Origin of the sequence: Nocardioides rubriscoriae (assembly GCF_008087085.1) — a bacterium.
In the GTDB taxonomy this organism is placed as follows: Bacteria; Actinomycetota; Actinomycetes; order Propionibacteriales; family Nocardioidaceae; genus Nocardioides; species Nocardioides rubriscoriae.
Window position 1 is genome coordinate 527,727 of sequence record NZ_VIYJ01000001.1, and the last position, 18,651, is coordinate 546,377.

The window sequence follows — 18,651 nt, forward strand, 5'->3', positions numbered from 1 at the left end:
GGGAGCAGGCCACCATGAGCGACAACGTGATGACGCGCGAGCGCCCCGACGTCGGTTCCTACGACGACATCGTGGCCGCCGCGCAGCGCACGACCGGGCTGACCGACTTCGGCAGCGACCTGCACGAGGAGGGCCTGCGGATCCTGGCCGACGACCTCGCCTCGCCCGAGGCCGGCCTGACCCCGCGCGGCAACTACTTCCACCGCTCCGAGGTCAAGAGCGCCCTGGTCGGCGTGCTGCTCACCCACGCGGCGTTCCAGCGCTTCCCCGAGCACGCCGACGTCGCGATCGATCGGCCGATCTTCGTGATGGGCCTGCCCCGCACCGGCACGACGGCCCTGCACCGCCTGCTGCACGCCGACCCGATGGCGCAAGGGCTCGAGATGTGGCTGACGCAGTACCCCCAGCCGCGCCCGCCCCGCGAGACCTGGGAGGACGACCCGATCTTCCAGGCCATGCAGCAGGGCTTCGCCGCGCACCACGTGGCGAGCCCCGACTTCATGGGGATCCACTACATGGACGCGACCACGGTCGAGGAGTGCTGGCGGCTGCTGCGCCAGACCGGCAAGTCCAACTCCTACGAGTCGCTGGCCCAGGTGCCGCGCTACACGGAGTGGCTGCAGCGCCAGGACTGGACCGACGCCTACGCCCGGCACCGCCAGAACCTCCAGCTCGTCGGCCTCAACGACCCCGAGAAGCGCTGGGTGCTCAAGAACCCGTCCCACATGACCGCCCTCGACGCGCTGATGGCGGTCTACCCCGACGCGCTCGTCGTCCACACCCACCGCGACCCGGTCGTGTGCATCGCCTCGTCGTGCTCGCTGTCGGCCGAGACGACGGTCGGGCACTCCACGACGTACGACGCCGCGACGATCGGCCGCACCCAGCTCGACCTGTGGTCGCGCAGCTATCACGCCTACCACGACGCGCGTCCGGCCTACGACGACGCGCAGTTCGCCGACGTCGCGTTCGCCGACCTGGTGCGCGACCCGATCGGCACCGTGCGCGGCATCTACGACCACTTCGGGCTCGACCTCACCCCCGAGGCCCTGGCCGCGGTCGAGGCGATCGACCGGGAGCAGAAGCAGGGCGGCAAGGCGCCGTCGCACCGCTACGACCTGGCCGACTACGACCTGACCGAGGACGACGTGCGAAGGGCCTTCGACCGATGAGCGCAGGGGCACCCAAGAAGCGCGTCGTCGTGTGGGGCACCGGCGTCGTCGGCTCCATGGTCCTCGCCGAGATCCTGTCGCCGGCGACCGACGGGCACCCGCTCTTCGAGCTGGTCGGCGTCGGTGTGAGCAACCCGGCCAAGGTCGGCAAGGACGCCGGCGAGCTGGCCGGCCTCGACCTCGTGTCCGGCGTCCTGGCGACCGACGACGTCGACGCGCTCGTCGCGCTGCGGCCCGACGCGCTGGTCCACTACGGCCCGACGGCCCAGTTCGCCGACGAGAACATCCGCGTGATGAGCGCCTTCCTGCGCGCCGGCATCGACGTCTGCTCCACCGCGATGACGCCGTGGGTCTGGCCGGCCATGAAGCAGAACCCCGCCGCCTGGATCGACCCGATCACCGAGGCGTGCGCGGCCGGCGGCGCGAGCTGCTTCACCACCGGGGTCGACCCGGGCTTCGCCAACGACCTGTTCCCCATGACGCTGATGGGGCTGTGCGGGCGGGTCGACTCGGTGCGCGCGAGCGAGCTGGTCGACTACACCGACTACGAGGGCGACTACGAGGACGAGATGGGCATCGGCCGCCCGCCGGAGTTCACCCCGCTGCTCGAGATCCCCGACCTGCTGATCATGGCCTGGGGCGCGACCGTGCCGATGATGGCCGCGGCCGTCGGCCTCGAGCTCGACGACATCACCACCACCTGGGAGAAGTGGGTGACCCCCACCGACCGGCCCACCGTGAAGGGCGTGGTCGCGGCCGGCCACGTCGCCGCCGTCCGCTTCACCATCAACGGCGTCTTCCGGGGCCGCGAGGTGATCACCCTCGAGCACGTCAACCGCATCGGCACCGACGCCGCGCCCGAGTGGCCGGCCGGCAGCGCCGACGACGTCTACCGCGTCGACATCGTCGGCTCGCCGTCGATCTGGCAGGAGACGGCGTTCCGCTTCACCGACGGCACCGGTCGCGCGCCCGCCGTCGCGGGGTGCCTGGCCACCGGGATGCGCGCGCTCAACGCGGTGCCCGCCGTCAACAACCTGCCGGCCGGCTGGGTGACCGCGCTCGACCTGCCGCTGGTGCCGGGGGTCGGGACGATCCGCTGATCCACGCGGCCCTCCACAGGTCCGTGCGGGCCAGGTTTGTCCCCAGCCCGGTCGCGAGCAAGGACGACGGCATGACCAGGATCGCCCTCGCCTCGCTGTCCCTGTCCGTCTGCGTCCCGGCCCGCTGGCGCCACCGGCGCGACCCCGCGCGCGGCGTCGTCGTCGCCGCCCGGGCGCCGTCGCTGCCACCCAGCGGCGTACGTCCCGAGCTCGTGGTGCGCACCGCGAGCGTCGACCACGACGACGGCCTCGTCTGGCGGCTCGAGGCGCTCGGCGACCTCGCCGCGGTGCTCACCGACTTCGCGCTCGAGGACGACGACGTCTTCGACCTCGACGGTCACGAGGTGCACTACCACCGGTTCGCCCACCGGGTCGGCACCGCCGACGTGCTGTGCGACCAGTGGTCGTGGCTGGTCGACGGTGTCGGGGTGACCCTGACCTGCTCGGCCGCACGGGTCGACTACCTCGACTGGTGCGACGTCTTCGAGGCCGTCGCCGAGACCGTCGAGGTCGGTCGGCGGGCCGCCTGAGGCGGGGCCGACGGGACGGGCGGGAGTCAGCGGGTGGCGAGCCCGTCGAGCCGCGGTCGCGGGTCGGCCTGGTCGAGGTCGCGGATGCCGGCGGTCCACAGGGCACCGACGGCCAGGGTGCGACATACGGCGCCGAAGGTGACCACGTGGGCGATGGTGCCCCCGACGGTGTGGGTCACGGGCGGCTCGCAGGTCGTGTCGACGAACGTGTCGGCCATGGCCGCGTCGGCGATCGACTGCGCGACGAAGGCGCGGTAGCCGCGACCCGCGACCGCGTGGCGCGCCGCCAGACCGGCGACGCTCTGGTCGCTCTCGTCGGGCCAGTCGCCGCCACGCAGGGCGTTGAGCCAGTGCTCCTCCTGGGTGACCATCGCGTTGAGGAGGCCGCGCAGCGTCGGGTTGTCGTCGACGCCCTCGACCGACTGCGTGATCGGCTGGTCGAGCACGTCGTCGGCCAGGGTGCCGGCCGAGGCGATGATCGTGGTCAGGGCGTCGACGTGGTGGTCGACGAGCTGCTGCAGGACGTCCATGGAGCTCTCCTTGCGCTGGGCCGGCAGCCGCAGGCCACCGGGTGGTTGGAAGTGCACGCCGCTCGCGCCGGGCAGCTCGAGCGAGCGGAAGGTGACCGGCGGGTCGGCCCGCACGGCCGTCGGCGTGACGCCGTGGGCTCGCGCGAAGGCCCGGGTGAACGCCTCGTGCGAGCCGTAGCCCGCCTCGACGGCGACGTCGAGGACGGTGCGCTCGGGGTGTCGCACCAGGTGGTACGCCGCCCGCTCGAGCAGCAGCCGGCGGCGCAGGGCCCCCGGCGGCTCACCACCGGCGGCGGTGACGACACGGTCGAAGTGGAAGCGCGACAGGTGGCGCGGGCCGCCAGGTCCTCGGCGCTCGCGGACGGGTCGTCGAGGCCGGCCTGGGCCAGGTCGAGGATCCGGGCGAGGGCGTCGGTCGTCATCACGGGCCCAGCCTGCCCCGGCACGGCCCGGCGCGCTTGATCGTGGTTGCTGACGTGGCGGTCGTAGGGTCCCAGCCATGACGTCCCACCCGACCACCCTGCGTCCCGACGGCGACCCGGCAGCGTTCCACCGCGGGGTCGCGGCCGGCTTCACCGCCCTGGTCGAGTCCACCGCCGCCGACGACTGGGACGCCCCGGCGCCCGTCGAGGGCTGGACCGCGCGCGACGTCGTACGCCACCTGGTGGAGTGGCTGCCGGCGCTGCTCGAGTCGGGGGCCGGGGTCACGATCCCCTCCGGCCCGTCGGTCGACGACGACCCGGTGCGCGCGTGGCGGGTGCACGTCGACGGCGTGCAGACCATGCTCGACGACCCGGCCAGTGCCGACCTGGTGCTGCGCAACCCGCACCTCGGTGAGGTGCCGGTGCCCGACGCGGTGTCGCGGTTCTACTCCCCCGACGTCTTCATGCACACCTGGGACCTCGCGACCGCGACCGGGCGGCCGCACGGCATGGACGCCGACCTCGCGGCGACGCTGCTCGCCGGCATGGAGCCGCTCGACGAGATGCTGCGCCACAGCGGCCAGTACGGCGCCAAGGTCGAGGTGCCGGCCGACGCCGACCCGGTCAGCCGGCTGATGGGGTTCGTGGGTCGTCGGCCTGCCTGACCTGCCGCTCGGCGACCGCGTGCACGTCGGTACGGGCGTCGTAGGACCAGAAGTCGCGCAGCCACACGGCGGTCAGCGTCACCCCGGCCACGCAGGCGACCCCGCCGCTGGTGATCGCACCGCGCACCGACCACAGGTCGGCGGTGACCCCGGCGCGCACCTGCCCACCGAGCGGGCCGAGGGAGTAGGACAGCATCTCGATGCCCGCCAGGCGCCCGCGCATCGACTCGGGGATGGTCTGGCTCCACACGGTGCCGCGGAAGACGCCGGAGATCATGTCGGCCGCCCCGGCCAGGGCGAAGAACACCACGACCAGCCCGAACGACGGCATCAGGCCGGCCAGCGCGATGCACCCGCCGTACGCCGCCGCGGCGATCACGATCGCCCGGCCGTGGTGGTGGACGCGCGAGGTCCAGCCGCTGAGGGCGGTGGCCACCAGCGCCCCGACGGTCTCGGCGGAGTAGAGCAGCCCGAGCAGCTCGGGCTTGTCGAAGACCTCGTCGACGAGCGCCGGGAACAGCACCACGGGGAAGGCCAGCAGCATCGCGGCGATGTCGACGAGGTAGGTGCCGAGCAGGTCGCGCCGCGAGATCGCGTAGCGCATCCCCTCCGCGATGCCGGCCAGGCTCGGCGGCGTCGTCGCGGCCCGGTGCGGGTAGGGCCGCATCGCGCGGTAGAGCGCGGTCGCGACGAGCAGGCCGGTGACGTCGACGACGAAGCACCAGCCGATCCCGGCGTAGGCGATGAGCAGGCCGCCGATCGCCGGTCCGACGAGCAGGCCGACCTGCATGCCGAGGCTGAAGAGGGCGTTGGCGGCGGTGAGCTGGTCGTGGTCGACGGTGCGCGGCATCAGCGCCTCACGGCTGGGTCGCTGCAGCGAGCCCGTCGAGACCAGCACGGCGGCGACCACGAAGACGACGACGACGCTCGGCTCGTCGCGGAACGCGTTGAGCGCGAGGACGGCGGTCGCGGCGGCCTGGGCGAGGCCGGTCCACACGAGCAGGCGGCGCCGGTCGACGTGGTCGGCCAGCGCCCCGCCGTACAGCCCGAAGACGACGAGCGGGACCAGCTCGACGAGCCCGATCGCACCGACCGCGAGGTTGGACCCGGTCAGGTCGTAGACCTGGAACGGGACGGCGACGTAGCTGACCATCGCGCCGAGGTAGAAGACCGTGCCAGCGAGGAACAGCAGCCGGAAGTCACGTGACGTGCGCAGCGGGGTGGTGTCGACGCGCAGGCCACGCAGCCGCTCGGTCCAGGTCACGAGGACCCAGGGTCGCAGCGACCCCGGGCCACGCGCACCCGATTTACGACGGCCCGACTCAGGCCAGGACGCCGGGACTGCCCTCGTCGTCGAGCCAGTCCTCCTCGACGTCGTAGTCATGGTCGCGGGCCTCGTCGTCGTCCTTCGCGGAACGGCCGCGCCCGCCGGCGCCACCCGCGGCGGCACCACGGCCCCCGGCACCGCGACCTCCTGCTCCGGAGCCGCGTCCTGCGGCGCCGCGCTGGCCGGTGCCGGCTCCCGAGGACATCCCCCCGCGACCGGGCTGGGTCGCGCCGGCGGCACCGCTGCTGCGCCCGAGCACCCCGCCCGCCGCCGACCGCCCGCCGACCCCGACCGAACCCGGGGTGACCGAGCGACCCAGGGCGGCGCTGCTGAGACGGCCGAACAGGTTGCTGACGCCCGCAGCACCGAGCGCGCCGGCGCCGGCGGCTCCGGCGGCTCCGAGGGCGACCGCGTGGGACCCGCCACCGGACAACGGGACGGTCCCCGACGAGGGGCCCGCGCCGGACGGGTCGGGCCACCCGGTCGGGCCGGGCGTCGGGCCAGAGGTCGGGCCAGGGGTCGGGCCAGGGGTCGGGCCAGGGGTCGGGCCGGGCGTCGGGCCGGGCGTCGGGCCGGGCGTCGGCGTCGGCGTCGGGGTGGGCGTCGGCGGGTGCGGCCCCTCCGTCGGGGGCTGGCCGTAGACCACGGTCGGCGAGCGGACCTCCCAGACCGACCCGCTGCCCGAGCCTGAGGTGGGGGCACTGCTCGACCCGCCGCCACCCGACCCGCCAGAACCACCGGTGCCGCCGTCGCCGCTGCCCCCGCCGCCGGTGTCGATCGGCTCGCCGTGGATCGCCGCCATGACCGAGGCCGCCTCGCGGTAGGTCGTGTTGACCTGCTCGACCTGCTGCCGGGCCTGCTCGTCGGCTTCGCCGTAGGCCGCCACCTGCTGGTGGTGCAGGCGCATCTTGCTGGCGTAGATCTTCAGCGCGGTGATGTCCTCGTGGGTCTCGCCGGCCGTTCCCGTGTAGGTGGGGGGTGCGCCGGGGGCCGAGGTCGGCATGGCGGTCTGCGCGGCCGTCGCCTTCACCATGGCCGCGCGCACCTCCTCGAGGGCGGCGGTGGCTCGCTGCATGTCGAGCCGGCGCGGCTCGACCACCTCGGTCCGCATGCCCGTCAGCACCTGCTCGGCGGCCTCCCCCGCCCGGGAGTGCACGCCGAACCCACTCCTGATCAGCGGGGCCGCGTCGGTGAGGGCGAGCGCCACGGCCTCGAGCGACGCGGCACCACGCTCCCAGGCGTCGCGCGAGACCTCGACGTCGTCGACGCTCATGCCCGCGACCGCGGCCGCCAGGCGCGCGATGTTGTGCCCGGCCATCAGGCGTCACTCCCGCCGGTGACGTCCTGGTCCTGCTGGGCCTGCTCGTGGTCGCGGCGACTCTGCTGCTGGGAGGCGCCGACCTCGAGGAGCTCCACCGCCTGGAGGGTGCGCCGCTGGCGCTCGGCGGCGTCCTGGTCGGCGAGGACGACCTCCTGCTTGGCCTTGCGGCAGGCCTCCTGGAAGGCGACGAGGTCGTCCTTGAGCCCGATCAGCGTCTTGTAGGTCACCTCGTGGGCCCGGCTGTGGTGCAGCGCCAGCTCGGGTGCGGCGTCGGCTCCACCGAACGAGGTCGGCCGGATCGCCCCCTCCGACTCGAAGTCGACCGGCCGGAGCGTCTTGAGCTCGGTGTCGATCTGGTCGATGACGTTGTTGATCGCGTCCTCGGCGAGGTCGAGCCCCTGGGGTCCGGTGGGCTCGGTGTCGACGAAGGCGGCGAGGTCTAGCGAGAAACCCATGGCGAGTGATGACCAATCGAGGCTCGGGTGCGGGCAGCTGTCCGACTCCGACTACCCACGCCCCCACGGGGCCAAACAGGTCTCCGGCGCCGAACCGCCGGGATGTAGCATCCAGCCCGACCCTACGACCAAGGCGGACGGCACATGCGATCTCGGGCTGCTGTCGGTGTTGTCGTGCTGCTCCTCGGACTCAGCGCGTGCAGCTCCGACTCCATTGCGCAACCACCGGACGGTGCCGCGACCTCCGCGACCTCTGCGACCTCCGCGACCTCCACCTCGTCCGCCCCCGCCACCCCGACGACCGGTCCCACCACCGCTCCGGCGACCGGCCCGGCCCTGGTCGTCAAGGACCTCGGTCCTCCCCTGCTGCGGCTGCGCCTGCCCGACGAGGTCGAGTGGCGGCTCCAGCCCGGCGGCGACGCGGCCTACGGCGACTACCCGGACACCGACCCCATCTCGGTCGAGGCCGTCACGGTCAAGGCCTACCCCGAGAACGACCTCGACCACTACGCCCGGATCACCAGCGACCTCGACCGGGACCTCGGTTCCAAGGTCAGGCGCCTCGACAACCGCACGGTCGCCGGGGTCGAGGGCTTCGTGCTGGAGTCGCGGGGCGACAGGTTCGTCTACACCTTCGGCGCCATCCACGGCGGGTCGCTGGTCAACCTGTCGGTCAAGACGCCTCGCGACGACGCCCGCACCCGCGAGTCGGTCGAGTCGATCCTCGCCAGCGTCGAGTGGCTGTGAGCCGGTCGCCGAGGCCGTAGTGGGCCTCAGCCCCGGCGGGCGACCCGGATCGTCGCCCCGTGGCGCGGCACCGAGGTGATGTTGCGGACCTGGGGCTCGTCGTCGCCGACGGCCTCGACGTCCATCGCCGCGAACACCTCGCGCAGCACGGCCACGCCCTCCATCAGCGAGAAGCCGGCGCCGATGCAGCGGCGTACGCCGCCGCCGAAGGGGATCCAGGTGTTGGTGGGCGGGTTGGTGCCCAGGAAGCGCTCGGGGCGGAAGGTCCACGGGTCGGGGTGGGCCTCGGAGCGCTGGTGGCTGACGATGATCGACGGGCCGACGGTGACGCCGGCGGGCAGGTCGTGGCCGGCGATGGTCGCGGGCTTCATCAGGGTGCGCACCACCATCGGGATGACGGGGTGCAGGCGCATCGACTCCTTCAGCACCGCGTCGAGCCAGGCGTCGTCGCCGTCGCGGACCGCCCGGACCGTGCGGGCGTGCAGGTCGGGGTGGCGGCCGAGCTCGTAGAGCGCCCACGACAGGGCGGTCGCGGTGGTCTCGTGGCCGGCCAGCAGCAGGGTGACGAGCTGGTCGCGCAGCTCGGTGTCGCTGAGCCGGTCCTCAGGGTCGTCGCCGGGCTCGGTGCCCACGCGGATCAGCCGCGACAGCACGTCGGTGCGCTCGGCGAGGTCGGGGGCGACCCGACGCTCGCGGATCTCGGCGTACATCAGCTCGTCGAGGGCGTACTGGTTGTCGACGGTGCGCTTCCAGATGCCGACCTTCTGCAGGCGGGGGTAGCCCCAGCCGAGCAGCACCAGCGGGGGCACGTCGACGGTGGCGTTGACGCGTGGCCGCAGCGCCCGCAGCCGCTCCTCGTCGCTGACGCCGAAGACGACGCGCAGGATGACCTCGAGGGTCAGCGCGTTCATCCGGTCCAGCGAGCGGAACGTCGCGTGGTCGGGCCAGTGGGCGACCTCGTCGCGCGCGATGTCGGTGACCAGGTCGGCGTAGCCCTTGAGGGCCTGGCCGTTGAACGCCGGCATGATCAGCTTGCGCGCCCGCTTGTGCTCGGCGCCGTCCTGCAGCAGCAGCGAGTGCAGGCCCATGATCGGCCCGAGGATCGAGTTGCCCTTCCCGGCGTGGAAGACCTCGGGGTCGCCCGCGAAGACCTCCTTGGTGTGCTCGGGCCGGGTGACCATGACCAGCGGCCGGCCGCCGGGGAGGAGCCGGACGGTGTAGGTGTCGCCGTACTTCCGGCGCAGGTAGGGGTGGAACCGGTGCCGGAAGCGCATCAGCGCGACCGTCTGCACCAGCGCGGGCCAGCGCGGACCGGGCGGCAGGTCGGCGTCGGGCGGCGGCGCGGGCGTGCCGCCACCGACCACGTTGGTCTGGCGGAACCGCTGCCGGGTCAGCGCGGGGACGTCGTCCAGGGCGGTCACGACCCCGAGGCTACTGCGCGGTAGCCAACCCCACCCCCGATAGTCGTGGACGTTCTGCACACGACCGGGTGCGGTGCAGAAGGTCCACGACTATCGGCGGGTCAGTCGAGGAGGCCGCGGCGGCGGGCGATGGCGGCGGCCTCGGTGCGGCCAGAGGCGTCGAGCTTGCCGAGGATGTTGGACACGTGGACCGAGACCGTCTTGGCGCTGATGAACAGCAGCTTGGCGATCTCGCCGTTGGTGCGCCCGTCGGCGACGTGGCTGAGGATCTCGCGCTCACGGGCGGTGAGCGTGACGCGCTCGGCGGCCTCGACCGAGCGCGGGGCCGGGGCCGAGCCGATCGCCGTGAGCTCCACGAGCAGCGGCTGGGCCCCCAGCGCGTGGGCGACGACGCGGGCCTGGTCGCCGAGCACCCGGGCGGTGGCGAGGTCTCCTGCGGCCCGCAGGATGCCGGCCAGCTTGGTGCGGACGACCGCGAGCTCGTGGACGTGCCCGAAGTCGGCGAAGAGCGTCTCGGTCTCGCGCCAGGTCTCGATCAGCACGTCGAGCGGGGGCGAGTCGGTGCCGGCCTGCCAGCGCGCGCGCAGGGTCTCGGCGTCGAGCCGCTTGACCCACGCTCGTCCCTCGGGGCCCCAGTGGCCCGACGGGTCGGCGTAGCGCTCGAGGACGATCTGGCCGTCGGCGTGGAGCCGGTCGACGTCCTTGACCAGCACCTCGCGCTCGGCGCCGCTGCGGTGGGCCATCGCGTCGGCCAGGACGCCGACCGCCACGGCCGCCAGCCGGATGCGGGCGCTGAACCACTCGTGCCAGATGCGGGAGAGCACCCCCACCGCCTCGTCGTACGCCGCCACCGCGGCCGCGGGCTCGCCCTTGCGGCCGGCCGCGACCATCTCGATCGCGGCGGCGTGGATGGCGACGGCCCCCTCACGGCGCCAGAAGGGCCGCAGGCCGACGGCGCGCGCCCCGACGTCCTCGCCGCGGTGCTGCAGGATCTGCAGCCGCATCGAGGTGAGCAGGGCCCGCGGGATCGGCGGCGGGAACGGCCCCTCGACGACGAACAGGTCCAGGGCGCGGTCCCACTCACCGCGGACCAGGTGGATCCACGACAGCTGCCACCGCGCCTCGAAGCCGTACGGCGCCCACGGCACCCCGGCCTCGGTGGCGCGGTCGATGCCGCTGGCGAACCAGCGCTCGGCCTCGTCGAACTCGCCCCAGTCCTCGTAGGAGCGCCCGAGCAGGAAGCGGCCGCGCAGCTCGGCGTCGAGGGCGTCGGACTCGACCGCCCGGGCGACGGCCTCCTCGAGGGCGGCGCGCAGGCCCTCCTTGGGGCCGGCCTTCTTCAGCCCCGACAGCGTGGTGATCGCGTCGCTGGCCAGCTCGTGCAGGTCGAGCCGCTCGGCCAGCTCGAGCGCGTCGACGCCGGCCACCTCGGCCTCCTCGAAGCGGCCGTAGGCCGACAGGATGCGCGCGTGGTTGGCGAGCACCCGGGCCCGCAGGCCGCTCTCGCCGGGCGGGGCCAGGGCGACGGCCTGGGCCGAGATCGCGACGGCGTCGCTGTCGGTCTCGGTGATGTAGAGGGCCGCCGCCTGGGCGCTGAGCATGCGCGCCCGCCAGGTGTCGGAGGCGTCGGCGGGCAGCCGCTCGAGCTGCTCGCCGATGACGGCGATCGCCCGCTCGGGGTCGCCGGAGGTGACCAGGGCGTCGGCGGCCTTGACCACGAGCTTGGACAGGTCGATCCCGAGGTCGCCGAGGTCGCCGCCGTCGCCGCGGGCCAGGTCACCGCTGAGGATCTCGAGCGCCTGCTGGTAGTGGTAGGCCGCCTCGTCGGGCCCGCCGACGGCGCTGGCCTCGTTGCCGGCACGCACGCTGGCCTGCAGGGCGGTGGTGCGGTCCATGGCCAGCCGGGCGTGGCGGGCGAGCTCGGCGGCGGTGCCGCGGGCGCTGCCGTCGCGCAGCACCGCGACGTAGCGGGCGTGCAGCCGGGCGCGCTCGCCGGGCAGCAGGTCGTCGTAGACGGCCTCGCCGAGCAGGGCGTGGCGAAAGGCGTAGGAACCGCGCTCGGCGACCAGGACGTTCATCTCGACCGCGCCGCGCAGGCCGGCGTCGAGGGCCTGCGAGGAGAGCCCTGACGTCGCCTCGAGCAGCTCGTGGGTGACCCGGCGGCCGCTGGCGCTGGCGGCGCGCACCACCTGACGGGCGTCGTCGTCGAGGCGGTCCAGGCGCACCAGCAGGACGTCGGCGAGGTCGGCGGGAATGAACGTGCCCGGCTCGGCGGCGGCGCTGACGAGCTCCTCGACGAAGAACGCGTTGCCCTCGGCGCGCGCGACGACGTCGGCCACCTCCGACTCGGGCAGGCCGCCCGGCACGAGCTGGCGCACCAGCGAGCGCACGTCGTCGTCGTCCAGCGGCGACAGGTTGATCCGGTCGACGCCGCGCAGCCGCGACCACTCGGCGACCTGACGACGCAGGGGGTGGCGGCGGTGCAGGTCGTCGGAGCGGTAGGACGCCACGACCGCGAACCCGCCGGAGTCGACCCGCGACAGCAGGAAGCTGAGCATGTCGCGCGTCGACTGGTCGGCCCAGTGGGTGTCCTCGATGACCAGCAGCAGCTTGGCCCGGCGGGCGGCGCCCTCGAGCACCGCGAGCATCGCGCGGAAGAGGTCGGCACGGTCGAGCGCGGAGGCCTCGGCGTCGACGGGGTCGGTGTCGGCCATCTGGCGACGCACGGGCTGCAGGCGGGCCAGGGCGGGGTGGGCGGCCGCGACCTCGGCGACGACGTCCGGCTGCTCGGTGGCCAGGCGGCCGAGCACCTCCGAGAACGGCAGGTAGGGAAGCGCGCTGTCGCCGAAGTCGAGGCAGTGGCCGGCGAAGACCTGCCAGCCCTCCTCGACCGCGACGTCGCGCAGCGCCCGCAGCAGGCGCGTCTTGCCGACGCCGGCGTCACCGGCCAGCAGCACGTCGACCAGCCGGTCGGCCGGACGCGCCGGGCGTACGCCGAGCGACGCGGCGATCTCGACCAGCTCGGTGTCTCGTCCGACCATGGTGGCGCTGGACTGGATCACGGGGCCCATTGTGTTCTACCCGGCCGCGCGCGTCAGCGGACGCGCCTGGTCGTCCGCGGCCCGTCGCCGGCGAGCGGGGCCGGCCGGAAAACGACGGACGCCGAGCAGCGGAGGTACTCCTCGTCTGCTCGGCGTCACTCTCGTGCGCTCCGGGGGTCGGGTGGGGCCGTGGTCGCGGCCGGGCACCCGTGCACGGTCAGCGGGCGCGCCGTCCGGTCTGGTCCCCGACGAAGGGGATCCGGGTGCGGTCGGTGCGGTGGCGCTTGACGGTGACGCTCCGGGAGAGGCGCTCGCGGCGGTAGTCCACCTCGGCCTGGACGGTCATGCGGTCGAACATGGCGGTGCTCCTCGCTACCTCAGGGCCGACCTGGTGCCGGCCTCTGTGGACGAGACTCGCCCCCTGAGGTAGCACCGCACATCGGTCGCGTGCCCTAGGTGTGAACAGGGGGTACCTCAGAGGGGCGTGACGCGGCTCACCACCCGACCCCCTCACGACGTGGCGGGCCGCCCGCCGACCCACGTCGCGGCGACCAGGGGCACGCCCGGGCGGTAGGCGAGGTGCCGGTGGCTCGGGGCGTCGAGGACCAGGAGGTCGGCGCGGCTGCCGACGGTGAGGCGCCCGACGTCGTCGCGGTCGAGCGCGGCGGCACCGCCGGCGGTCGCCGCGTGCACGGCCTCGGCGGGCGTCATCCCCATCTCGCGCACCGCGAGCGCGACGCAGAACGGCAGCGACGAGGTGAAGCACGAGCCCGGGTTGCAGTCGCTGGCCAGCGCGACCCGGACGCCGGCGTCGAGGAGCCGGCGGGCGTCGGGATAGGGCTGGCGGGTTGAGAACTCGACGCCGGGCAGCAGCGTCGCGACGGTGCCCGAGGCGGCCAGGGCGTCGACGTCGGCGTCGGCGAGGTAGGTGCAGTGGTCGACGGCCGTGAGGCCGAGCTCGCACGCGAGTCGTACGCCGGCGCCGTGGGTCAGCTGGTTGGCGTGCAGCCGCCCGCGCAGCCCGACCGCCTCGCCCGCGGCCAGCACCGCCCGGGCCTGGTCGGCGTCGAAGGCACCCTCCTCGCAGAACGCGTCGATCCACCGGGCGTGGGGCGCGGCGGCCGCGAGCATCGCGCCGGTGACCAGGTCGACGTAGCCGGCCGGGTCGTCGGCGTACTCAGGTGGCACGACGTGGGCGCCGAGGAAGGTCGTCTCGTCGGTGAACTGGCTCGCGACCGCGAGGCTGCGCGCCTCGTCGTGGACGGTCAGGCCGTAGCCGCTCTTGATCTCGACGGTCGTCGTGCCCTGGCGGCGCATCTCGGCGACCAGGGCGGCGACGTGGGCGGTCAGCTGCTCGTCGGTCGCGGCGCGGGTGGCGGCGACGGTGGTGCGGATGCCGCCCGCGGCGTACGGCGTGCCGGACATCCGCGCCTCGAACTCGGCCGCCCGGTCACCGGCGAAGACCAGGTGGGAGTGGGAGTCGACCCACCCGGGCAGCACCGCGCGCCCGCCGACGTCGACGGCGGTGTCGGTGGCCGGGGCCAGGTGGGCCGGGCCGGTCCAGGCGACGCGCGCACCGTCGATGACGAGAGCAGCGCTCTCGATCATCGGCCGGTCGTCGTCCCACGTGGTCAGCTCGGCGATCCCGGTGATCAGCGTGCTGCTCATCGCAGGACCTCCGCGACCACGGCGTCGAGGTCGCGACCGACCGCCGCCCGGTCGAGGTCGAGCCACCGGCCGTCGACCATCACCGAGGTGACGTCGGCGGCGCTCGCGGCCCAGACGGCCGTGTGCTCGTCGGCGCCGGTGCCGGCGGTGCGGGGGCTGGTGGTGTCGAGGGTGACGAGGTCGGCGCGGGAGCCGACGGCGATGGCACCGGCGTCGGGGAAGCCGAGGCTGGCGTGTCCGGTCGCGGTCGCGGCGTCGAGCAGGTCGGCGGTGAGCCACGTGCCGCGGCGGCGGGTCGCCAGGCGCTCGTCGAGCTCGACGGCGCGCATCTCCTCGAACAGGTCGATGACCGCGTGGCTGTCGGAGCCGAGCGTCAGGCGCGCACCGGCGTCGCGCAACGCGGCGCTGGGGCCGACGCCGTCGCCGAGGTCGCGCTCGGTGGTCGGGCAGAAGCAGGCGTGGGTGCGGGTGCTGCCGAGGTGGTGGACGTCGTCAGCGGTGAGGTGGGTGGCGTGGACGGCCGTCGTCAGTGGGCCGAGCACGCCGTGGTCGGCGAGCAGCTGGGTCGGCGTGGCGCCGTACGCCGCGACGCAGGCGTCGTTCTCGGCCGGCTGCTCGCTGAGGTGGACGTGCAGCGGTCGGCCGGCCGCCGCCGCGACGACGGTGGCGAGCTGGTCGTCGGGGACCGCGCGCACCGAGTGGATCGCGGCTCCCGACCCGGGCAGCGCACTCGACCGTCGGGCCCAGGCGTCGGCGTCGCCGTCGCTGAAGCGCCGCTGCACGCCCTCGGGCGGCTCGCCGAACCCGCTGCTGAGGTAGCAGGTGTCGAGCAGTCGGATCCTGATGCCGGCGACGTCGGCGGCCTGGAGCAGCGCGTGACCCATGACGTGGGGGTCGTCGTACGGCGTGCCGTCGGGCTGGTGGTGGAGGTAGTGGAACTCCCCCACCGTCGTGATGCCCGCCGCCGCCATCTCGCGGTAGACGGCCGTGGCGAGCCGGAGGTAGGAGTCGGGGTCGAGACGCTCGGCGACGGCGTACATCTGCGCGCGCCAGGTCCAGAACGAGCCGGTACCGCGCTGGGTGCGGCCGCGCAGGACCCGGTGGAACGCGTGGCTGTGCGCGTTGGCGAGCCCGGGGATCGTCAGGCCGGGGACGGGCTCGCCGCCGCCGGCCCCGGGGGTGACCGACGTGAACCGACCGTCGACGACCTCGACGCCCACGGCGTCGTGGACGGCGCCGTCGACCCAGGCCCGCTCCAGCAGGTAGGAGGTCACCGGCCCACCAGCCCCTCGAGCACGTCGGCGAGCGCGACCACGCCGGCGAGGCAGTCGGCCGTCTCGGCGTGCTCGGCCGGGGAGTGCGAGACCCCGGTGGGGTTGCGCACGAAGAGCATGGCGCTGGGGATGCCGGCCGCGGAGAGGATGCCGGCGTCGTGGCCGGCCTGGGTCGGCAGCACCGGCCACGGCCGCCCGGCGGTGAGCGCCGGGTCGAAGGCCACCGCCGCCGAGACCGACTCGGCGGTCAGGGCGACCGACGTGCCGTCGCGCCCGGCACGCTCGACGGCCTGCCGCTCGACGGTCGCGACCAGGTCGGCCAGGGCCTGGTCGGTGGAGGCCCGCGCGTCGAGCCACGCCGTGACCCGAGAGGCGATCGCGTTGGTGCCGTTGGGGGTGACCTCGACGCGGCCGAAGGTCGCCCGCTGCCCGGTCAGCCGGGCCCGCTTGTTGGCCGCGAGCGCGGTCATGGCGTAGGTCAGCATCGGGTCGGAGCGGTCCTCCATGCGGGTCGAGCCGGCGTGGTTGGCCTCGCCGGTGACGTCGAGGCGCCACCGACCGTGGGGCCAGATCTCGCTGGCCACGCCCACGGGCTCACCGCGGTCGACCAGGTCGCGGCCCTGCTCGACGTGCAGCTCGACGTAGGCCGACACGCCGGCCAGCAGCGTCGACGACCCGCCCTCGACCACGCCCTCGACCACGCCCTCGACCACGTCGCCCAGCGCGACACCGTCGCGGTCGCGCAGCGCGCGGGCGGTCTCCCACGAGATCGCCCCGGTCGCCAGCCGCGAGCCCAGGCAGGCCTGGCCGAAGCGCGACCCCTCCTCCTCGACGAAGGCCGCGACGCCGACGCGACGCCGCGGCACGACCCCCCGCTCGCGGAGCAGGTCGAGTGCCGCGAACGCCGACACGACGCCGAGCGGGCCGTCGTAGGCCCCGCCGTCGAGGACCGAGTCGAGGTGGCTGCCGGTCAGCACCGCGTCGTGGTCGGGCGGGCCCCACCAGGCGACCTGGTTGCCGAAGCCGTCGGTCTCCACCGCGAGCCCGCGCGCGGCCGCCTGCTCGACGAACCACGCCGCCAGCTCGCGCTCGGCGTCGAGGAACGGCTGGCGGAAGTAGCCCCCCGACACCGCCGACCGGCCGACGGGCGCGAGGTCGGCCCACATCTGCTCGAGGTCGTCGGGCACCGGTGCTCCTATCCTGCGCGCATGGAGTTCCAGGACGTCGTACGACGCCGCCGGATGGTCCGCAACTATGCCGACCGACCGGTCGACCCCGCCATCATCGACCGTGCGCTCGCCAACGCGACCCGGGCCCCCAGCGCCGGGTTCACGCAGGGCTGGGCGTTCCTGGTGCTCGACACCCCCGCCGACGTACGCCGCTTCTGGCAGCTCAGCAGCGACGACGCCGACCACCCCGGCCGGTGGCTCGAGGGCATGATGCGCGCCCCGGTGGTCGTGCTGCCGTGCAGCAGCAAGGCGGCCTACCTCGACCGCTACGCCGAGCCCGACAAGGGCTGGACCGACCGCGACGAGTCACGCTGGTCGATGCCCTACTGGCACATGGACGCGGCCAAGGCCTCGCTGCTGATCCTGCAGACCGTCACCGACGCAGGCCTCGGCGCCTGCTTCTTCGGGCTGGTCGCCGACCGCGAGACCGCGCTGCGCGAGGTCTTCGGCATCCCCGACACCCACGACCCGATCGGCGTCATCACGATCGGCCACCCCGCCCCCGGCGGGTCCGGCGGCTCCCCCACGCGACGGCGTCGTACGCCGTGGCAGGAGGTCGTGCACCGCGGGCACTGGTCCCGTGTGCAGGACTGACCGTTCCGCACACGCACCTGCCGTCACTGTGTGACCCTCTGCACATGACCCCGACCGCACGAGCCCTCGCGCTCGCCCTCGCCCTGTCCGTGACCTTCGCCGGACCCGCCGTGGTGAGCGCGCAGGCGCACACGACGGGGATCCACGACAACTGCACCAACCTCAACAAGAAGTGGCCCCACGGCGTCGGGCGCAGCAACGCCCGCGACCACACCTCGGGCACCCCGGTGCGCAACTTCTACAAGAACACCGCGGCCTACAACGAGGCCGACCGCCACAACGGCACGCTCGACCGCGACAACGACGGCATCGCCTGCGAGAAGGCCTGACCCCGTCAGCGGGTCCGCTCAGCGGACCCGACTCAGTCGAGGGTGCGGGCGAGCAGGGCCTCGAGCTCGGTGAAGTGACGCTCGGCGGCGGCCTCGTCGTACATCGAGGTGTCGGCCATCGAGTAGCCGTGCGGGGCGCCGGCGTAGACCTCGTTGCTCGCGGTCAGCCCGTGGCGGGCGAGCTCCTCGCCCAAGGTGGCCACGGCCTCAGGGGGCATCGAGCCGTCGTGGTCGGCGTGGCCGAAGACGAACTGGGCGCGTGCCGTGGCCAGGCCGGCGTGCGGGCTGTCGGGCTCGTCGGTCACCAGCCCGCCACCGTGGAAGCCGCCGCAGGCCGCGACGTCGTCGGGGTGACCGGTGGCCGCACGCACGGACAGCCGGGCGCCCATGCAGTAGCCGGTGACCCCGATCGGGCCGTCGGCGACGCCGTCGAGCCCGCGCAGGGCCGCGACGTACGCCGCGATGTCGGGCACCGCGAGGTCGCTGGTCAGCGCGCCGACGCGGGGCATCGCCTCGGCGAAGAACGCGTCGCGCGCCCCGGGCTCGCGCAGGTCGGTGTGGGGACGCACGGCGTCGACGTCGCCGTCGCGGTAGAAGACGTTGGGCGCGAGCACGACGTAGCCCCACGACGCGATCCGGTCGCACATCTCGGCGATGCGGGGGCGCAGGCCGATGGCGTCCATGAAGAACAGCACGCCCGGCCCGTGACCGGACCCGGGGCGGGCGACGTAGGCCTGGGTGGTGCCGTCGGCGGCAGGGATGTCGATGAGATCCATGGCGCAGACGCTAGTGCGGCCTCGTAACCTTCAGGGGTGAGGTGATGGCC

General features: G+C 74.2%; 18 protein-coding genes. 7 read left to right on the top strand and 11 right to left on the bottom strand.

Translation table 11 applies throughout. From position 1 onward, the window contains the following. Positions 1-14: 14 nt before the first annotated feature. From FZC61_RS02560 to FZC61_RS02570, 3 genes are all read left to right on the top strand, one after another. Positions 15-1,172: a sulfotransferase family protein gene (locus FZC61_RS02560; RefSeq protein WP_148612134.1), complete on the top strand. Its 1,158-nt coding sequence runs from the start codon at positions 15-17 to the stop codon at positions 1,170-1,172. Next, positions 1,169-2,272, top strand: a complete 1,104-nt coding sequence (locus FZC61_RS02565) for an NAD(P)H-dependent amine dehydrogenase family protein (protein WP_148612136.1) — start codon at positions 1,169-1,171, stop codon at positions 2,270-2,272. The genes FZC61_RS02560 and FZC61_RS02565 overlap by 4 nt, the downstream gene beginning before the upstream one ends. 71 nt (positions 2,273-2,343) lie before the next feature. Then, the gene (locus tag FZC61_RS02570) at positions 2,344-2,802 is read left to right on the top strand and encodes a hypothetical protein (RefSeq protein ID WP_148612138.1); all 459 of its coding nucleotides are present in this window, start codon (positions 2,344-2,346) and stop codon (positions 2,800-2,802) included. A gap of 26 nt (positions 2,803-2,828) precedes the next feature. On the opposite strand, the gene FZC61_RS02575 is transcribed toward FZC61_RS02570, so the two are convergent. Continuing rightward, the gene (locus FZC61_RS02575; protein WP_148612140.1) at positions 2,829-3,833 is read right to left on the bottom strand and encodes a helix-turn-helix domain-containing protein; all 1,005 of its coding nucleotides are present in this window, start codon (positions 3,831-3,833) and stop codon (positions 2,829-2,831) included. Between FZC61_RS02575 and FZC61_RS02580 the strand changes: the two genes are divergently transcribed. Next, positions 3,832-4,419, top strand: coding sequence for a TIGR03086 family metal-binding protein (locus FZC61_RS02580; RefSeq protein WP_148612143.1), 588 nt, complete (start codon positions 3,832-3,834; stop codon positions 4,417-4,419). The genes FZC61_RS02575 and FZC61_RS02580 overlap by 2 nt on opposite strands. Here FZC61_RS02580 and FZC61_RS02585 read toward each other — a convergent pair. Genes FZC61_RS02585 through FZC61_RS02595 form a run of 3 tightly spaced genes read right to left on the bottom strand, consistent with a single transcriptional unit; the run spans position 4,379 to position 7,522 of the window. Further along, complete coding sequence (locus tag FZC61_RS02585; protein WP_246142476.1) at positions 4,379-5,683, bottom strand: MFS transporter; 1,305 nt, start codon at positions 5,681-5,683, stop codon at positions 4,379-4,381. The genes FZC61_RS02580 and FZC61_RS02585 overlap by 41 nt on opposite strands. 58 nt (positions 5,684-5,741) lie before the next feature. Beyond that, positions 5,742-7,064: a hypothetical protein gene (locus tag FZC61_RS23345; RefSeq protein ID WP_148612147.1), complete on the bottom strand. Its 1,323-nt coding sequence runs from the start codon at positions 7,062-7,064 to the stop codon at positions 5,742-5,744. Continuing rightward, positions 7,064-7,522: a hypothetical protein gene (locus FZC61_RS02595; RefSeq protein ID WP_148612150.1), complete on the bottom strand. Its 459-nt coding sequence runs from the start codon at positions 7,520-7,522 to the stop codon at positions 7,064-7,066. The genes FZC61_RS23345 and FZC61_RS02595 overlap by 1 nt, the downstream gene beginning before the upstream one ends. A 174-nt stretch (positions 7,523-7,696) precedes the next feature. On the opposite strand from FZC61_RS02595, the gene FZC61_RS02600 reads away from it, so the two are divergent. Continuing rightward, complete coding sequence (locus FZC61_RS02600) at positions 7,697-8,269, top strand: hypothetical protein (protein ID WP_148612152.1); 573 nt, start codon at positions 7,697-7,699, stop codon at positions 8,267-8,269. Between the two features lie 26 nt (positions 8,270-8,295). Here FZC61_RS02600 and FZC61_RS02605 read toward each other — a convergent pair whose 3' ends face one another. The 6 genes from FZC61_RS02605 to FZC61_RS02625 all read right to left on the bottom strand — a co-directional run bounded on the left by FZC61_RS02605 (position 8,296) and on the right by FZC61_RS02625 (position 16,860). After that, positions 8,296-9,690 carry a cytochrome P450 gene (locus FZC61_RS02605; RefSeq protein ID WP_148612154.1) on the bottom strand — a complete coding sequence of 465 codons (1,395 nt, stop codon included), beginning with the start codon at positions 9,688-9,690 and terminating at the stop codon, positions 8,296-8,298. Between the two features lie 101 nt (positions 9,691-9,791). Continuing rightward, positions 9,792-12,752 (bottom strand): helix-turn-helix transcriptional regulator, encoded by a 2,961-nt coding sequence (locus tag FZC61_RS02610; protein ID WP_170285945.1) that lies wholly within the window; start codon positions 12,750-12,752, stop codon positions 9,792-9,794. A 196-nt stretch (positions 12,753-12,948) separates the two neighbouring features. Continuing rightward, the gene (locus FZC61_RS22905; RefSeq protein WP_170285946.1) at positions 12,949-13,089 is read right to left on the bottom strand and encodes a hypothetical protein; all 141 of its coding nucleotides are present in this window, start codon (positions 13,087-13,089) and stop codon (positions 12,949-12,951) included. 152 nt (positions 13,090-13,241) lie between these two features. Continuing rightward, entirely contained in the window at positions 13,242-14,399 is a 1,158-nt protein-coding gene (gene hutI / locus FZC61_RS02615) for an imidazolonepropionase (RefSeq protein ID WP_148612159.1), read from the bottom strand. Then, positions 14,396-15,673 (bottom strand): formimidoylglutamate deiminase, encoded by a 1,278-nt coding sequence (locus FZC61_RS02620; RefSeq protein ID WP_148612161.1) that lies wholly within the window; start codon positions 15,671-15,673, stop codon positions 14,396-14,398. Before FZC61_RS02620 ends, hutI begins: the two co-directional genes overlap by 4 nt. Continuing rightward, positions 15,670-16,860 carry an allantoate amidohydrolase gene (locus tag FZC61_RS02625; protein ID WP_246142477.1) on the bottom strand — a complete coding sequence of 397 codons (1,191 nt, stop codon included), beginning with the start codon at positions 16,858-16,860 and terminating at the stop codon, positions 15,670-15,672. Before FZC61_RS02625 ends, FZC61_RS02620 begins: the two co-directional genes overlap by 4 nt. Before the next feature lie 21 nt (positions 16,861-16,881). Here FZC61_RS02625 and FZC61_RS02630 point away from each other — a divergent pair, with 21 nt between their 5' ends. Continuing rightward, positions 16,882-17,496, top strand: a complete 615-nt coding sequence (locus FZC61_RS02630; protein ID WP_148612163.1) for a nitroreductase family protein — start codon at positions 16,882-16,884, stop codon at positions 17,494-17,496. A gap of 44 nt (positions 17,497-17,540) precedes the next feature. Next, positions 17,541-17,825, top strand: a complete 285-nt coding sequence (locus tag FZC61_RS02635) for an excalibur calcium-binding domain-containing protein (protein ID WP_148612165.1) — start codon at positions 17,541-17,543, stop codon at positions 17,823-17,825. A gap of 32 nt (positions 17,826-17,857) precedes the next feature. On the opposite strand, the gene FZC61_RS02640 is transcribed toward FZC61_RS02635, so the two are convergent. Then, a complete protein-coding gene (locus FZC61_RS02640) occupies positions 17,858-18,601 on the bottom strand; it encodes a dienelactone hydrolase family protein (RefSeq protein ID WP_148612167.1) in 744 nt (247 codons plus the stop codon). Between the last annotated feature and the right edge of the window lie 50 nt (positions 18,602-18,651).

Bases quoted from the DNA above. Each gene is read 5' to 3' on its own strand.
- hutI (WP_148612159.1), bottom strand. From the start codon at position 14,399: ATGAGCAGCACGCTGATCACCGGGATCGCCGAGCTGACCACGTGGGAC.
- FZC61_RS02575 (WP_148612140.1), bottom strand. From the start codon at position 3,833: ATGGCTGGGACCCTACGACCGCCACGTCAGCAACCACGATCAAGCGCG.
- FZC61_RS02595 (WP_148612150.1), bottom strand. From the start codon at position 7,522: ATGGGTTTCTCGCTAGACCTCGCCGCCTTCGTCGACACCGAGCCCACC.
- FZC61_RS02640 (WP_148612167.1), bottom strand. From the start codon at position 18,601: ATGGATCTCATCGACATCCCTGCCGCCGACGGCACCACCCAGGCCTAC.
- FZC61_RS02580 (WP_148612143.1), top strand. From the start codon at position 3,832: ATGACGTCCCACCCGACCACCCTGCGTCCCGACGGCGACCCGGCAGCG.
- FZC61_RS02565 (WP_148612136.1), top strand. From the start codon at position 1,169: ATGAGCGCAGGGGCACCCAAGAAGCGCGTCGTCGTGTGGGGCACCGGC.
- FZC61_RS23345 (WP_148612147.1), bottom strand. From the start codon at position 7,064: ATGGCCGGGCACAACATCGCGCGCCTGGCGGCCGCGGTCGCGGGCATG.
- FZC61_RS02630 (WP_148612163.1), top strand. From the start codon at position 16,882: ATGGAGTTCCAGGACGTCGTACGACGCCGCCGGATGGTCCGCAACTAT.
- FZC61_RS02635 (WP_148612165.1), top strand. From the start codon at position 17,541: ATGACCCCGACCGCACGAGCCCTCGCGCTCGCCCTCGCCCTGTCCGTG.
- FZC61_RS02560 (WP_148612134.1), top strand. From the start codon at position 15: ATGAGCGACAACGTGATGACGCGCGAGCGCCCCGACGTCGGTTCCTAC.
- FZC61_RS22905 (WP_170285946.1), bottom strand. From the start codon at position 13,089: ATGTTCGACCGCATGACCGTCCAGGCCGAGGTGGACTACCGCCGCGAG.
- FZC61_RS02570 (WP_148612138.1), top strand. From the start codon at position 2,344: ATGACCAGGATCGCCCTCGCCTCGCTGTCCCTGTCCGTCTGCGTCCCG.